This window comes from Streptomyces bottropensis ATCC 25435, assembly GCF_000383595.1.
GTDB classification, from domain to species: Bacteria; Actinomycetota; Actinomycetes; order Streptomycetales; family Streptomycetaceae; genus Streptomyces; species Streptomyces bottropensis.
On sequence record NZ_KB911581.1, the window covers coordinates 2229028 to 2243923 of the forward strand.

General features: G+C 70.5%; 11 protein-coding genes. 4 read left to right on the plus strand and 7 right to left on the minus strand.

The window, feature by feature from the left end; translation table 11 throughout:
* Positions 1–100: 100 nt before the first annotated feature.
* Positions 101–331 (minus strand): DUF7455 domain-containing protein, encoded by a 231-nt coding sequence (locus STRBO_RS0109850; protein WP_005481555.1) that lies wholly within the window; start codon positions 329–331, stop codon positions 101–103.
* A 468-nt stretch (positions 332–799) separates the two neighbouring features.
* Here STRBO_RS0109850 and STRBO_RS0109855 point away from each other — a divergent pair, with 468 nt between their 5' ends.
* The 3 genes from STRBO_RS0109855 (at position 800) to STRBO_RS0109865 (ending at position 5500) form a co-directional block, all read left to right on the plus strand.
* Positions 800–2923 (plus strand): DNA gyrase/topoisomerase IV subunit B, encoded by a 2124-nt coding sequence (locus STRBO_RS0109855; RefSeq protein ID WP_005481556.1) that lies wholly within the window; start codon positions 800–802, stop codon positions 2921–2923.
* A 448-nt stretch (positions 2924–3371) separates the two neighbouring features.
* Positions 3372–3911 (plus strand): DUF485 domain-containing protein, encoded by a 540-nt coding sequence (locus STRBO_RS0109860; RefSeq protein ID WP_202499244.1) that lies wholly within the window; start codon positions 3372–3374, stop codon positions 3909–3911.
* Entirely contained in the window at positions 3908–5500 is a 1593-nt protein-coding gene (locus STRBO_RS0109865; RefSeq protein WP_005481558.1) for a solute symporter family protein, read from the plus strand. The genes STRBO_RS0109860 and STRBO_RS0109865 overlap by 4 nt, the downstream gene beginning before the upstream one ends.
* Before the next feature lie 45 nt (positions 5501–5545).
* Here STRBO_RS0109865 and STRBO_RS0109870 read toward each other — a convergent pair whose 3' ends face one another.
* From STRBO_RS0109870 to STRBO_RS0109890, 5 genes are all read right to left on the minus strand, one after another.
* Entirely contained in the window at positions 5546–6226 is a 681-nt protein-coding gene (locus STRBO_RS0109870; protein ID WP_005481559.1) for a response regulator, read from the minus strand.
* A complete protein-coding gene (locus tag STRBO_RS40025) occupies positions 6223–7992 on the minus strand; it encodes an ATP-binding protein (RefSeq protein WP_078531490.1) in 1770 nt (589 codons plus the stop codon). The genes STRBO_RS0109870 and STRBO_RS40025 overlap by 4 nt, the downstream gene beginning before the upstream one ends.
* 131 nt (positions 7993–8123) lie before the next feature.
* Positions 8124–9062: a ferredoxin family protein gene (locus STRBO_RS0109880; RefSeq protein WP_005481561.1), complete on the minus strand. Its 939-nt coding sequence runs from the start codon at positions 9060–9062 to the stop codon at positions 8124–8126.
* 227 nt (positions 9063–9289) lie between these two features.
* The gene (locus tag STRBO_RS0109885) at positions 9290–9526 is read right to left on the minus strand and encodes a hypothetical protein (protein ID WP_020114130.1); all 237 of its coding nucleotides are present in this window, start codon (positions 9524–9526) and stop codon (positions 9290–9292) included.
* Between the two features lie 213 nt (positions 9527–9739).
* A complete protein-coding gene (locus tag STRBO_RS0109890; RefSeq protein ID WP_005481565.1) occupies positions 9740–10297 on the minus strand; it encodes a DUF6082 family protein in 558 nt (185 codons plus the stop codon).
* 851 nt (positions 10298–11148) lie between these two features.
* Between STRBO_RS0109890 and STRBO_RS40030 the strand changes: the two genes are divergently transcribed.
* The gene (locus STRBO_RS40030; protein WP_037627812.1) at positions 11149–12222 is read left to right on the plus strand and encodes a CobW family GTP-binding protein; all 1074 of its coding nucleotides are present in this window, start codon (positions 11149–11151) and stop codon (positions 12220–12222) included.
* Between the two features lie 70 nt (positions 12223–12292).
* Here STRBO_RS40030 and STRBO_RS0109900 read toward each other — a convergent pair whose 3' ends face one another.
* Entirely contained in the window at positions 12293–14749 is a 2457-nt protein-coding gene (locus tag STRBO_RS0109900; RefSeq protein WP_005481568.1) for a DNA gyrase/topoisomerase IV subunit A, read from the minus strand.
* Positions 14750–14896: the final 147 nt, after the last annotated feature.

Sequence of the window (14896 nt, forward strand, 5' to 3'; positions counted from 1 at the left end):
GTATGTGCGGCACGAGAGCGGGCGGCCACCCCGTGTGTACGGGAGTGGCCGCCCGGTCACCGGCCTCGAGCCGGTGGGGGCTCGTCGTAGGTGCGAAGCGTCAGCGCTCGTCCTCTTCCGCGGTGGCGGGAGCAGCCGTGAGCCGCTCCGTCTCGTCCTGTATCTCCGAGGCGATCTTCTTGAGCTCCGGCTCGAACTTGCGACCGTGGTGGGCGCAGAACAGAAGCTCCCCACCGCTCAGCAGGACGACGCGCAGATATGCCTGGGCGCCGCAGCGGTCGCATCGGTCCGCGGCCGTCAGCGGGGTCGCGGGGGTCAGAACAGTAGTCACGTCGCCTCTTCTCTAGCTCGACGAGCTGTCGTACCAGGGTCAACATCCAACCAGGCCGAAAACGTTCCCGCTCGCGGCTTTAACTCGAAAAAATCTTTCCGGGCCGGCTGTCTGCTGCCGGTTGGCGGCGAATGAGCCGTAGTGCGTGTCTTCGTGTCGTACGGGCTTCGCGCTGGCTGTCGGTGGTTCTGGTTGTCGTTCTTTCGGTTGTACGGTCCTCCCGGCTGGGTTGCCGGTTGTTCATGAGGACGTGCCCGGAGCCTAAATGGTTCATGCCCCGAAGGGAACGTGATATGTACTTCACCCCATCGAGGGATCGAACGCGTATGCGACTCTGCACTACTCTGACTTTCGGACGAGGGTGGCGTGACAACGGCTCTACCAGGCCTCGGTACCCTCGGACCGGCAACAGAGCCCGGCCCCTTACCCAAAAGGGCCTCACCTGAAATTCAGCGAGGAGCGAACCGCGTGACCGCCGATACGTCCGTGCCGTCCACAGCGCTGCTGACCGGAGCAGACCGGGACGGTTCCAACTACACCGCGCGGCACCTGCTCGTCCTCGAGGGGCTCGAGGCCGTGCGGAAGCGCCCCGGTATGTACATCGGCTCGACCGACAGTCGAGGCCTGATGCACTGTCTCTGGGAGATCATCGACAACTCCGTGGACGAGGCCCTCGGGGGGTACTGCGACCACATCGAGGTCATCCTCCACGACGACGCCTCCGTGGAGGTGCGGGACAACGGCCGGGGCATCCCGGTCGACGTCGAGCCCAAGACGGGCCTGTCCGGCGTCGAGGTCGTGATGACCAAGCTGCACGCCGGCGGCAAGTTCGGCGGCGGCTCGTACGCCGCCTCCGGCGGTCTGCACGGCGTGGGCGCCTCCGTGGTGAACGCGCTCTCGGCCCGCCTCGACGTCGAGGTCGACCGCAACGGCGCCACGCACGCCATCAGCTTCCGGCGCGGGGTGCCCGGCGCCTTCGCGGGGCAGGGCGCGGACGCGAAGTTCGAGTCGGCCGGCGGCCTGCGCAAGGGCAAGCGGATCCCCAAGACGCGCACCGGCACACGCGTGCGGTACTGGGCCGACCGCCAGATCTTCCTCAAGGACGCCAAGCTCTCGCTGGAGCACCTGCACCAGCGCGCCCGCCAGACCGCCTTCCTCGTCCCCGGACTGACCATCGTCGTCCGGGACGAGTTGGGACTCGGTGAGGGCGGCAGCAAGGGCGAGGAGTCGTTCCGCTTCGACGGCGGCATCAGCGAGTTCTGTGAGTACCTGGCCTCCGACAAGCCGGTCTGCGATGTCCTCCGCTTCTCCGGGCAGGGCATCTTCAAGGAGACCGTGCCCGTCCTGGACGAGCACGGTCAGATGACGCCCACGCAGGTCACCCGCGAACTCGGTGTCGACGTCGCCATGCGCTGGGGCACCGGCTACGACACGACCCTCAAGTCGTTCGTGAACATCATCGCCACCCCCAAGGGCGGTACCCACGTCGCGGGCTTCGAGCAGGCCGTGGCCTCCACGATGAACGAGGTGCTGCGCGCCAAGAAGATGCTGCGCGTCGCCGAGGACGACGTCGTCAAGGACGATGCCCTGGAGGGTCTGACCGCCGTCGTCACGGTGCGTCTGGCCGAACCTCAGTTCGAGGGGCAGACCAAGGAGGTGCTCGGCACCTCGGCGGCCCGGCGCATCGTGACGCAGGTCGTCGCCAGGGAGCTCAAGGCGTTCCTGACCTCCACGAAGCGGGACGCCGCGGCTCAGGCGCGGGTCGTCATGGAGAAGGCCGTCGCCGCCGCGCGTACCCGTATCGCCGCACGTCAGCACAAGGACGCGCAGCGTCGCAAGACGGCGCTGGAGTCCTCGTCCCTGCCCGCCAAGCTCGCCGACTGCCGCAGTGACGACGTCGAGCGCAGCGAGCTGTTCATCGTGGAGGGCGACTCGGCGCTCGGCACGGCGAAGCTCGCGCGGAACTCCGAGTTCCAGGCGCTGCTGCCGATCCGGGGCAAGATCCTCAACGTCCAGAAGTCGTCCGTCACGGACATGCTCAAGAACGTCGAGTGCGGCGCGATCATCCAGGTCATAGGGGCCGGGTCCGGGCGTACGTTCGATATCGACGCGGCACGTTACGGCAAGATCATCATGATGACCGACGCCGATGTGGACGGGTCGCACATCCGGTGCCTGCTGCTGACCCTCTTCCAGCGGTACATGCGGCCGATGGTCGAGGCGGGACGGGTCTTCGCGGCCGTGCCGCCGCTGCACCGGATCGAGCTGGTCCAGCCGAAGAAGGGGCAGGACAAGTACGTCTACACGTACTCGGACCGTGAGCTGCGCGACAGGCTGCTGGAGTTCCAGAGCAAGGGTGTCCGGTACAAGGACTCCATCCAGCGCTACAAGGGCCTCGGCGAGATGGACGCGGACCAGCTGGCGGAGACGACGATGGATCCGCGGCACCGGACGCTGCGTCGGATCAACCTGTCGGACCTGGAGGCGGCGGAGCAGGTGTTCGACCTGCTGATGGGGAACGACGTCGCGCCGCGCAAGGAGTTCATCTCCAGTTCGGCGGCTACGTTGGACCGGTCGCGCATCGACGCGTAGGCGCTGCGCTGGGCTGGGCTTGGGCGAGGGTGCCTGGGCCGGCCGTGTTCTGGCTTGGCCCGGCCCGGTCTGAGGGTGGGCGGTCTGGCTTGGGTCCCGTTCGGCTGGGGCCGGGTCGGGGGCTGGGATGCCGTCCGGCTCGGGCCGGGCGCCTTCGGTGGTTGGGGGTCGGCGGCGTGCAGGGGGTATCCGTCCTCGGAACGGCGCCGAGTCGGTCGGCTGGGAGGCGCGGGGCGTTGACGCGCCGACCGCTGCGGGCGGACACCACCCGGCACGCCCCCTTCGCGCCGTACGCGGTCGGCCGTCGTGCGTGCCTTCGGGTCATGGATTGGGGGCGCGAGTTCTTCGTTCTGTCCGAGTGGGGGAGGCTGGCCGGGGTTTCACCTGATGGGGTGAAGAATCGTGAAGAGGTACGTCGAGGGTCTATCTGTTCTGGCCATGCTTGGGCATGCAGTCAAGCACCGGCCGTCCCCGCCGACGCGGGGGTGGTTCTGAGAGCCCGGTTGAGCAGCACGTGGGGCACGTCCTCGACGACGAGGACGTGCGGTTCGACGATCCCTGGTACGACGCGCTGGCCTCCGGCTGGGGGGAGTTGGACGGCACGGGCGAGTCGGCCCCGGTCGTGGCCGAGGCGCGGGAGGGCCAGGTCGGGGGTGCGGCCGAGGTGTACCTGGAGGTCCAGCGGAGCGCCGCCTTCCAGGAGGTGCGCAGCCGTTACCGCAGATTCGTGATCCCGGGTGTCGCCGTCTTCTTCAGCTGGTACCTCGCGTACGTCGTGACGGCGACGACGGCCCCGGGGCTGATGGCGCGGCCGGTGGCGGGCGCGGTGAACGTGGCCATGCTGGCGGGGCTCGGGCAGTTCCTCACGACGTTCCTGTTCACCTGGGCGTACGCGCGGCATGCCCGGCTGCGCCGGGACCGGGCGGCGCTCGATCTGCGCTGGGACACCCAGGAGTTGACGCGTGGCGTCCGAGGGGGCGAGCGGTGACCGCCGACCATCAGACGCTGGCACTGCTGCTGTTCAGCGCGTTCGTGGCGGTCACCTTGGGCATCACGACATGGGTGAGCCGTCACCGGCACGGCTCGGCGGAGGAGTTCTACGCCGGGGGGCGGCTGTTCTCGCCGATGGAGAATGGTTTTGCCATCGCGGGCGACTACATGTCCGCCGCGTCCTTCCTCGGGATCTCAGGTCTCATCGCGCTCTTCGGGTACGACGGGCTGCTCTACTCGGTGGGTTTCCTGGTCGCCTGGCTCGTGGTGCTGTTCCTGGTGGCCGAACTGGTGCGCAACTGCGGGCGGTTCACGCTCGCCGACGTGGTCGCGGCCCGGATGAGCGAGCGGCCGGTGCGGATCGCCGCGGGAACTTCCTCGGTGACCGTGTCCGTTCTGTACCTGGTGGCGCAGATGGTGGGAGCGGGCACCCTCGTCGCGCTGCTGTTGGGGGGAGAGAGCGAGGCGGCGCAGGCCTGGACGGTCATCGGGGTCGGCGCGCTCATGGTCGTCTATGTGTCGTTGGGAGGGATGCGGGCCACCACCTGGATCCAGATCGTGAAAGCGGTCCTGCTGATGGGCGGGGCGACCGCGCTGACCGTGCTCGTACTGCTGCGGTTCCACGGCGACTTCAACCAGTTGCTGCGGACGGCCGCCGAGCGCAGCGGACACGGTGACGCGTTCCTCGCACCCGGGCTGAAGTACGGCGGTGACTGGGTCGCGCGCTTCGACTTCATCAGTCTCGGACTCGCGCTGGTCCTCGGCACGGCCGGGCTGCCGCACATCCTGTCGCGCTTCTACACGGTGCCCACCGCGCGGGCCGCGCGCCGCTCGGTGGTCTGGTCGATCGGTCTGATCGGCGGCTTCTACCTGATGACGATCGTGCTGGGCTTCGGCGCGGCCGCCGTGGTCGGCCCTCAGGCGGTACGGGGTTCCAACGCGGCCGGCAACACCGCTGTGCCGTTGCTGGCCCTCGATCTGGGCGGTGGCGTGGACTCCACCGGCGGAACGGTTCTGTTCGCGATCGTCGCCGCCATCGCCTTCGCCACGATTCTCGCGGTCGTCGCCGGTATCACCCTCGCGTCGTCGGCGTCCGTCGCCCATGACCTGTACGCGTCGTTGCGGCGCAGACGATCGAAGCCGCGCAGCGAGGTCGCCGTGGCACGTACGGCCGCCGTCGGGATCGGCATGCTCGCGATCGGGCTCGGGCTGCTCGCCAAGGATCTCAACGTGGCCTTCCTCGTCGGCCTCGCCTTCGCGGTCGCCGCCTCCGCCAACCTGCCCGTACTGCTGTACTCGCTGTTCTGGCGCGGCTTCACCACACGCGGCGCGGTGTGGTCCGTGTACGGCGGACTCGTCCCCTCCCTGGTCCTCGTGCTGCTGTCGCCCGTCGTGTCGGGCAGCGCCGACTCGTTGTTCCCCGGCCTGGACTTCCAGGTCTTCCCGTTGCAGAACCCCGGCCTCGTCTCCATCCCGTTGGGATTCCTCGCGGGCTGGCTCGGTACGGTCCTGTCGGCCGAGCCGCCGGACGAGGCCAAGCACGCGGAGACCGAGGTGCGTTCGCTGACGGGCGCCGGGGCGGTGTGAGAGCGAGGGGCGCCTACGACGACGTGGCGGTCGGCCAGGGGCTTCTCAGGGGCGGGTCGCCCATGCGTAACGGTGCTCCGGGCGGCCGGCGTCCCCGTACTTGAGGGTCAGGCGGGCCCGTCCCGTGCGCTCCAGGAGCTTCAGATAGCGCTGGGCGGTCTGGCGGCTCAGTCCGGTCCGGTCGGCGATCTCCTGGGCGGACAGCGGCCCCTCGGCGGTCATCAGGGCACGGCGTACCAGCTCGGTGGTGGTGGGGGAGTGGCCCTTGGGCAGGTCCGGCTCGCCGCCCGCCGAGAGCGCGCCGAAGATCCGGTCCACCTCCGCCTGTTCGGCCTCGCCGCCACCGTCCAGGGTGCGCCGCAGCTCCGCGTACGCCTCCAGCTTCGCCCGCAGCCCGGCGAACGCGAACGGCTTGACCAGGTACTGGAGCGCGCCCTGGCGCATCGCCGCCTGGACGGTCGAGACGTCTCGGGCCGCCGTCACCATGATCACGTCGCTCTGGTGACCCCGGCGCCGCATCTCCTGGACCACCATGAGCCCCGTGTCGTCCGGCAGATAGTGGTCCAGCAGGACCAGGTCCACGTGCGGCAGCGTCTCCAGGCGGTGCAACGCCTCGGCCGCGCTGTGGGCCACACCGGCGACGTGGAAACCGGCGACCTTCTCCACGTAGGCGGCGTTGACGCGGGCGACTCTGGTGTCGTCGTCCACGATCAGGACCTCGATCATCGCGGCTCCTTGTCGGCGGCTCTGCCGGCGGCTTCGGGCTCCCGCGCGGGGCCAGGCCGGCCTTCGTGACCGGCGATCGGCTCGTCCTGCCGCGCCGGTCGGTCCTCGGGTGCCACAGGGGTGGGCGTGGGTGCGGGCACCGGCGTCCCCGGGCCGTGCTCCGAGAGCGCGTCGGGCAGGACGACGGTGAACTCCGCGCCGCCGCCCGCCGCCTCCGTGACCCGGGCGCTGCCGCCCTGCCGCTCGGCGAGCCTGCGCACCAGACTGAGGCCGATGCCGCGCTCGCGATGGACGGGCGGCGTCTTGGTGGACCAGCCCTCGGTGAAGATCAACTCCCGCTTGTCGGGCGGGACTCCGGGGCCCGTGTCGCGCACCCGGAGGATCGCCGTGCGCCCCTCGGCGCGCAGATCGACCTCCACGCGCGCGTGCGGCGTGCCCGCGACGGCGTCCAGGGCGTTGTCGACCAGGTTGCCGACGACGGTGACGAGCCCACGCGGGTCGATCAGCCGGTCCGGCAGCATCGTGCCGTCCGCGACCGCGAGGGCCACCCCGCGCTCGGCCGCGACGGTCGCCTTGCCCACCAGGACCGCGGCGAGCAGCGGATCGTGGATCTTCTCGGTGACCTGCTCGGCGGTGGCCCGGTGGTCGCCGACGACCTCGCCGACGAACTCCACGGCCTCGTCGTACATCTCCAGTTCGAGCAGGCCGAGGAGGGTGTGCATCCGGTTGGCGTGCTCGTGGTCCTGGGCGCGCAGGGCGTCGGTCAGGCCGCGCGTGGAGTCCAGTTCACGGCCGAGCTGCTCCAGTTCGGTGCGGTCGCGCAGGGTGGCGACGGCGCCTCCGTCGTCGGTGGGCATGCGGTTGGCGACCAGTACGCGCTGACCGCGCACGGTCAGGAGGTCGGTGCCCGTGACCCGGCCCGCCAGCACATCCGTCGTACGGCCGGCGCCGAGCGCCTCGTCGAGCGATCGGCCGACCGCCTCGTCGCCGATCCCGAGCAGCCGCCGCGCCTCGTCGTTCAGCAGGCGTACGCGACCGGCGCGATCCAGCGCGACCACGCCCTCCCGGATGCCGTGCAGCATCGCCTCGCGCTCCGCGAGCAGCCCCGCGATATCGGAGAAGGCCAGGTCACGGGTCTGACGGTGGACCCGTCGGGAGATGAGGTACGCGGCCAGCGCCCCGACCGCCATGGCCCCGCCCGCGTATGCCAGGAGCCCGGGGATCGCGTGAATCAGCCGGGCGCGCACGCTGTCGTATTCGATGCCCACCGAGACGGCGCCGACGATCCTCCCGTCGGCGTCACGCAGCGGCACCTTGCCCCGGGCGGAGCGTCCCAGGGTGCCCGAGTCGATCTCCATGACCTCGTGACCGGCCAGGGCGCGGCGCGGGTCGGTCGAGACGAGCCCGCCGATCTCCGCGGGGTCCGGGTGCGACCAGCGCACTCCGACCCGGTCCAGCACGACCACGTACTCGGCTCCGCTGGCCTTCCTGATCCGCTCGGCCTCTACCTGGACGGGGCCGTGCACGGACGGCCGCGTCGACACCAGGTCCTCCGCGATCTGCGGCTGGGCGGCGGTGGTCTGCGCGATCGCGAGGGCCCGCCGCATCGCCTGGTCGTCCAGCTGTTCGCTGAGCGGCGCGAGGAACAGCCCGGTCGCGAGGACGGCGACACCGGCGGCGATCGCCACCTGCATCAGCAGGACCTGCGAGAACACCCGCCGCGGCATACCGAGACGCAGGCGGCGCGCGGGGGGAGTGGGGCTCATACCCAAGACGGTACGTGGACAGGGTGGGCCGGTCGTAGAGGGGTGTGGCGTGGATCTCAGGCACCGGGTGTTTCTACGACGGCGACGGGACGAGGCGGGGGCTGTGTCCGTGCCCGCTGGTGCCCGGACCGCTAGTGTGCGGCCGCGATCGGCGACAGCTCTCGTACGGTCAGTACGTCCAACCGCGCCGGGGAGCCCAGCGGGGAGCCGCAGCTCTCCGGGCGGGGCGGCTGGGCGGCACCCTGAACGACGGCGACGGTCCAGCGGCGGCCGTCGGTGTGGGCGACGGTCACCTCCCACCGAGGAGCCGAGCCGTCCGTGCGCAGGACGGTGAGCGCGGCGGCCGCGTCCTCCCCGGTCTCGGTGCGCACCGCCAGCTCGGCCGCCTGGCCGGGACGCTCCCAGGCGGAGTTGCCCCGGCACCCCCCGGTCACGACACGGCCCTCCCGTACGCCGTGGAGGACTTCCTTGACGTGGTGTGCCTCCGCGCGGCCGTACACGTACCCGAAGGGGAGCACGAGCAGGGTGGGGGAGAAGCGGTGACCACCCAGATGGGTGACCTCCCAGGTGCCCTCGACCCCCGAGGCGGCCAGTTCGGCGGCGAGCGGCCGGCCGAGGAGGGCGCAGCACCGGTCGCGCTTGCCGTTGGTGCAGACGAGCGCCAGGGGGGCGCCGGTGTGGGGCCGCCCCCGCAGAGCCGTTGCGAAGGTGCGGTGGTCGCCCTGGCCGAGGGCGGCGAAGTCGAGACCGAGCAGTTCGTGGGGGTCGGACGTCGTGGCGGTGTGCAGCCAGACGTTCCCGGGGACGGTGTGCGCCACGTACACCCGGCGCTCGCGGATCTCACGGCAGTCCGCGTGGCGGCCGGGACGCCGGATGAGCGCCACGCGTACGCCGGTGCCCTCGGCCGCGGCTTCGAGGGCACGGCCGAGCACGGGGTCGAGATGGCTGGAGGTGAGCGCCTTGACGCCCCAGGGGCCGGGCTGTTCCAGCAGCAGCCATGTCCTCGCCGTGGCGGCGGTCCCGGCGAGAGGCTCGCCGAGATGTCGGGACGCGGATGTGCACGTACTCACAGAGGTGAGCCTAACCTGACTCGCGTCCGGGCGGCTTCCGGAGGGGCCGAAGGAGTGTGCGGAGGGCTGCGCGAAGGCCGAGAAAGGGGCTTGGGGCTGGGGCCCGGGGAACTGGGTCCGGGGGCTGGGGCCCGGTTTATTGCCGACGGGTGAGAGATCAGACCCGGTCGAGCGGTCCGGCGGCGCGAGGGGCCCGCGCTGTAGTGCAGGCGAGCCCCCGTTCAGGATCAGGCGTCGGGGATGTCCGACTTTGCCCGGATGAGAGTGTCGCGGCTGATGACCACGATCCTCTCGTAGTCAGCGCGCGAGGCGTCGACAGGAAGCTCGGGGTCGAGTCTCTCTGTCTGGTCGGTCCCGATCACTGCGAAGTTGCCATCCTGCAGTTCGAAGATGTCTGGGCATGTCTGCCCCGCGGCACTGCCCCTCTCACGAGGGGACGCACCGATGCGGCGCACGATTTTCAACGGGTTCGATCCTTGAATCATGAGTAGTGATAACGAGCGGGCCAAACTTAGCCGCATGAAGCCGGTTGATGCGCATGCATCCAAGGTGCGCTGGAGTGAAGGCGGAGGTAGGGGTCGCGCTGTGGGGGGGCGAGCGCCGTGGGGGTGAAGGCTGCGGGAGCGAGGGCCGTGGGAGCGAGCGCCGTGGGGCTGAGGGCCGTAGGGGCGTGGATCCTATTCGGCGGGCGGCTCGCCCACGACCCACCACTCGTCCGTGCTCGCGTCCTCCAGATCGCTGATCAGGGCGTCGACCATCCTGCCGATCTCCGACTCCTCCGACCCCTCTTTCAGGCTCGACCGGTGGTGTCGTGTGGCGGCCCAGTAGTCGCGCATGAGGGTGCTCTGGAAGATGCCGCGGAGGTGTCCGTACAACTCGGCCCGGCTGAAGACGCCCACCCGGTAGCCCTGGAGGACGTGGGTGTAGAGGAGGTTGGCGAAGAGGTACTGCCGCTGCCTGTCGGTGGACAGTTCCTCCTCATAGGCGTTCAGGACCGGAAGGAGTGTCGGGTCCGCTGCCGCCTTCATGACCAGGTCGACGTTGTGCTGCTGATAGCTGATCAGGGCGGCACGCTGCTCGGTCTCGCGCTCCAGCCGTTCCAGCCGTTCCAGGCGTCGAAGTACGGTGCGGACGCGCCGCTCCACGGCGACCGCGCCCAGCGCTCCCACCAGGAAGGCGAAGCCCGCTGCTGCGGCGGGGCCGATTCCCCGCGCCCCAAGATTCTGTGTGGCCATGTCAACCCCCGATTCAGGCGGCCGTCCGCCGGTCGTCGGTACGGGGCGACGGGATGGGTACCGGCGAGCGATGGGCGGCGCTTGCCGCCTCTCAGTGTCGCCGAGCGGCACCGGTCGGCTGGGAGGCGGAGAGGAGGCGCACGGAAGGATGTGTGGGTCGCGCGGACCGACGCCATGCCCAACGTGTGCCCCTCGGGCGCCGCTGACAACCGTCCACTCCCCGGGGCGTTCGGCCCCCACTCGTATCCTGGGGCGGCATTCAAGAAAGGCGCGGGAGCTGCGGTGTTCCGGTGTGAGCCGGTTCGTGAACCGGCCTCGGGCGGTGATCGGCCGCGTGCCGGCGCACGCAACGGTGTGAGAGAGGGCGCGTGTTGAGCCAGTCGTCGAGTCAGGACCGGAAGACGCGACCGGAGCCGGAGCCGCAGACCCGACCGGAGCCCGAACCCGGCGCGCGTCCTGAGCCGGGACTCGGGTCTGAGCCGGAACTCGGGTCCCTGACCGGGCTCGGGTCTCTGCCGGGACCGGGGGTGGGGTCGAACCCGGAGCCCCGGCAGGCATCGAGGCCGCAGGGCTCGCGGGAGTTTGAGGAGTCGCCTGAGTCGCAGCGCTCGCACCGCCCCCAGGACTCACGTGAGTCGCAGCGCTCGCGCAGCCCCCAGGACTCACGGGAGTCACAAGGCCCGCACAGCTCCAAGGCCGCACACGGCTCGTACCGCCCGAACGACCCGCAGGTCGCACAGGACTCGCAGAACGCACAGGACTCGCAGAACGTGCAGGACTCTCAGGTCGGACAGGTCGGACAGGACACTCAGAGCACGCAGGACGCGCAGCGTTCGCAGCCCTCGCCCCAGATCCCCGTGGTCGTCCTCGCCGGCTTCCTCGGCGCGGGAAAGACCACCCTGCTCAACCACCTCCTCCACCGCAGCGGCGGCAGCCGTATCGGAGCCGTCGTCAACGACTTCGGGGCGATCGAGATCGACGCGATGGCGGTGGCCGGCGCGCTCGGGGACTCCACGGTGTCGCTGGGCAACGGATGTCTGTGCTGTGCCGTCGACGTCGGTGAACTGGACGAGTATCTGGAGCGGCTCACCGCTCCCGCCGCCGGGATCGACGTCATCGTCATCGAGGCGAGCGGGCTCGCCGAGCCGCAGGAGCTCGTGCGGATGGTGCTCGCCAGCGAGAACCCACGGGTGGTGTACGGCGGCCTCGTCGAGGTCGTGGACGCGGCCGAGTTCCCGCAGACCCGGCAGCGGCATCCCGAGATCGACCGGCACCTCGCCCTCGCCGACCTCGTCGTCGTGAACAAGCTCGACCGGGCCGAGGACGGGGACGGGGTCCTGTCGCTCGTCCGGTCGCTCGGTGACCGTGCCGCCGTGGTGCCGGCCGTCCACGGGCGCGTCGACCCCGAGTTCCTCTTCGACTGCCGGCCGTCCGAGGAGCGCGTCGGCCAGCTCTCCTTCGACGACCTGCACCGGCACGACCCCGACGAACTCCACGAGGACGCCGGGCATCTGCACACCGGCTACGACAGTGTCGCCTTCGTCTCCGACGTGCCGCTCGACCCCCGGCGGCTCATGGCCTTCCTGGACGGGAGGGCCGAGGGGCTCTACCGGATCAAGGGGTACGTCGACTTCGGACCCTACGACCCGCGCAACCGCTATGCCGTGCATGCCGTGGGGCGGTTCCTGCGGTTCTACCCGGAGCCCTGGCCGGACGGCGACGACGGCATCGGCAACGGCCACCGGCTCACCCAGCTCGTGCTCATCGGGGCCGGTGTCGACGCCCCCGCGCTGCGCAAGGAGCTGGAGGCGTGCAAGGGCGGCAAGGACGCCCCGCACGCCGACGAGCACGGCATGTGGGGCGTCCTGCGCTATGTCCAGGAGGCAGCGGCCGAGGACCCCGAGGCCTCCTGCGACGTCCTGTGAACCCCACGACGTCCCGCGGGCCCACTACGACGTCCCGCGGGCCGCCTACGACGTCCTGCGGGGTCTCCGCTCACACCGGCCCCGCCACCGACGCCACCGTCTTGCCCAGGGACACGCCCGAGCCGTCGCGGCGCGGGTCCATCTCCGGGAGGTCGGCCGGGGTGCCGTTCTTCTGGGCGGCGCGGGCCGGGGCGGGACCCGCCCAGGCGACGGAGAGGCAGTCCTCGCCCTTGAGGAACCGCTGGCAGCGGACGCCGCCCGTGGCGCGGCCCTTGCGGGGGTACTGGTCGAACGGGGTGAGCTTGGCCGTGGTCTGGACGGAGTCGTCGAGGGTGCCGCGGGAGCCCGCGACCGTGAAGACGACCGCGTCGACGGCCGGGTCGATGGCCGTGAAGGAGATGACCTTCGCGCCCTCGGTGAGCTTGATGCCGGTCATACCGCCGGCCGGGCGGCCCTGCGGGCGGACCTGGGAGGCCTGGTAACGCAGCAACTGGGCGTCGTCCGTGATGAAGATCAGGTCCTCCTCGCCCGTGCGCAGCTCGACGGCACCGACGATCCGGTCGCCGTCCCTGAGCGTGATGACCTCCAGCTCCTCCTTGTTGGACGGGTAGTCGGGGACCACGCGCTTGACGACGCCCTGCTCGGTGCCGATGGCCAGCCCGGGCGACGACTCGTCGAGCGTCATCAGGCAGATGAGCGTCTCGCCGTCCTGGAGGGTGAGGAACTCCGCGAGCGGGGCGCCGCCCGAGAGGTTGGGGGCCGCCGAGGTGTCCGGCAGCTGCGGCAGATCGACCACGCTCAGGCGGAGCAGGCGGCCGGTGGAGGTCACCGCGCCCACCTCGCCCCGGGCCGTCGCCGGGACCGCGGAGACGATGACGTCGTGCTTGGTCCGCCTGCCGTCCTCGTCCGCCGTGAAGGGCTCGGCGCTCGCCGTCCGGGCCAGCAGACCCGTCGACGACAGCAGCACCCGGCACGGGTCGTCCGCCACCTGCAGCGGGACCGCGGCCACCTGGGTGCCCGAGGACTCCAGCAGCACCGTACGGCGCTCGGTGCCGAACTTCTTCGCCACGGCGGCGAGTTCGCCGGAGACCAGCTTGCGCAGCTCCGCGTCCGACTCCAGGATGCGGGTCAGCTCGGCGATCTCGGCGTTGAGCCGCTCCTTCTCGGACTCCAGCTCGATGCGGTCGAACCGGGTGAGGCGGCGCAGCGGGGTGTCGAGGATGTACTGCGTCTGGATGTCCGACAGCGCGAAGCGCTCGATCAGGCGCTCCTTGGCCTGGGCGGAGTTGTCGCTGGAGCGGATCAGACGGATGACCTCGTCGATGTCCACCAGCGCGGTGAGCAGGCCCTCGACCAGGTGCAGGCGGTCGCGCTTCTTGCCGCGGCGGAACTCCGAGCGGCGCCGCACCACCTCGAAGCGGTGGTCGAGGTAGACCTCCAGCAGCTCCTTCAGGCCCAGGGTGAGGGGCTGGCCGTCGACCAGGGCCACGTTGTTGATGCCGAAGGACTCCTCCATCGGCGTCAGTTTGTAGAGCTGCTCCAGGACGGCCTCCGGCACGAAGCCGTTCTTGATCTCGATGACCAGGCGCAGGCCGTGGGCGCGGTCGGTGAGGTCCTTGACGTCGGCGATGCCCTGGAGCTTCTTCGCGCCGACCAGGTCCTTGATCTTGGCGATCACCTTCTCCGGGCCGACGGTGAACGGCAGTTCGGTGACGATCAGGCCCTTGCGGCGGGCCGTCACGTTGTCCACCGTCACCGTGGCGCGGATCTTGAAGGTGCCGCGACCCGTCGCGTACGCGTCCCTGATGCCGGTGAGACCGACGATCCGGCCGCCGGTCGGCAGGTCCGGGCCCGGGACGTGCTTCATCAGCGTGTCCAGGTCGGCGTTCGGATACCGGATCAGGTGGCGCGCGGCCGCGATGACCTCGCCCAGGTTGTGCGGCGGCATGTTGGTGGCCATGCCGACGGCGATGCCCGACGCGCCGTTGACCAGGAGATTCGGGAAGGCGGCGGGCAGGGCCACCGGCTCCTGCTCCTGACCGTCGTAGTTCGGGGAGAAGTCGACCGTGTTCTCCTCGATCGACTCCGTCATCAGGCTCGTCGCGTCGGCCATCCGGCACTCGGTGTACCGCATGGCGGCCGGCGGGTCGTCGTTGCCCAGGGAGCCGAAGTTGCCGTGGCCGTCGACCAGGGGGAGCCGCATGGAGAAGGGCTGGGCGAGGCGCACCAGGGCGTCGTAGATCGAGGAGTCGCCGTGCGGGTGCAACTTACCCATGACCTCGCCGACCACGCGGGCGCACTTCACATAGCCGCGGTCGGGGCGCAGGCCCATCTCGTTCATCTGGTAGACGATCCGGCGGTGCACCGGCTTGAGTCCGTCACGGGCGTCCGGCAGGGCTCGGGAGTAGATGACCGAGTACGCGTACTCCAGGAAGGAGCCCTGCATCTCGTCGACGACGTCGATGTCGAGGATCCGCTCCTCGAACGCGTCGTCGGGCGGCGGGGTCTTCGTGCTGCGGCGGGCCATCGCTGCCGGCTCCTCTTTTTCTGGTCGCTCACCTACGGGGCGCTCACGTCTCCGGCTCACTCGCGGCGCGAGGTGAACGGGAACTGACGCGCACCATTGTGGACTGCCGCACTGACAACCCCGACACGACCCGGCACCGACCGCCGG

Bases quoted from the DNA above. Each gene is read 5' to 3' on its own strand.
- STRBO_RS0109860 (WP_202499244.1), top strand. From the start codon at position 3,372: ATGCAGTCAAGCACCGGCCGTCCCCGCCGACGCGGGGGTGGTTCTGAG.
- STRBO_RS0109870 (WP_005481559.1), bottom strand. From the start codon at position 6,226: ATGATCGAGGTCCTGATCGTGGACGACGACACCAGAGTCGCCCGCGTC.
- STRBO_RS40025 (WP_078531490.1), bottom strand. From the start codon at position 7,992: ATGAGCCCCACTCCCCCCGCGCGCCGCCTGCGTCTCGGTATGCCGCGG.
- STRBO_RS0109890 (WP_005481565.1), bottom strand. From the start codon at position 10,297: ATGGCCACACAGAATCTTGGGGCGCGGGGAATCGGCCCCGCCGCAGCA.
- STRBO_RS0109900 (WP_005481568.1), bottom strand. From the start codon at position 14,749: ATGGCCCGCCGCAGCACGAAGACCCCGCCGCCCGACGACGCGTTCGAG.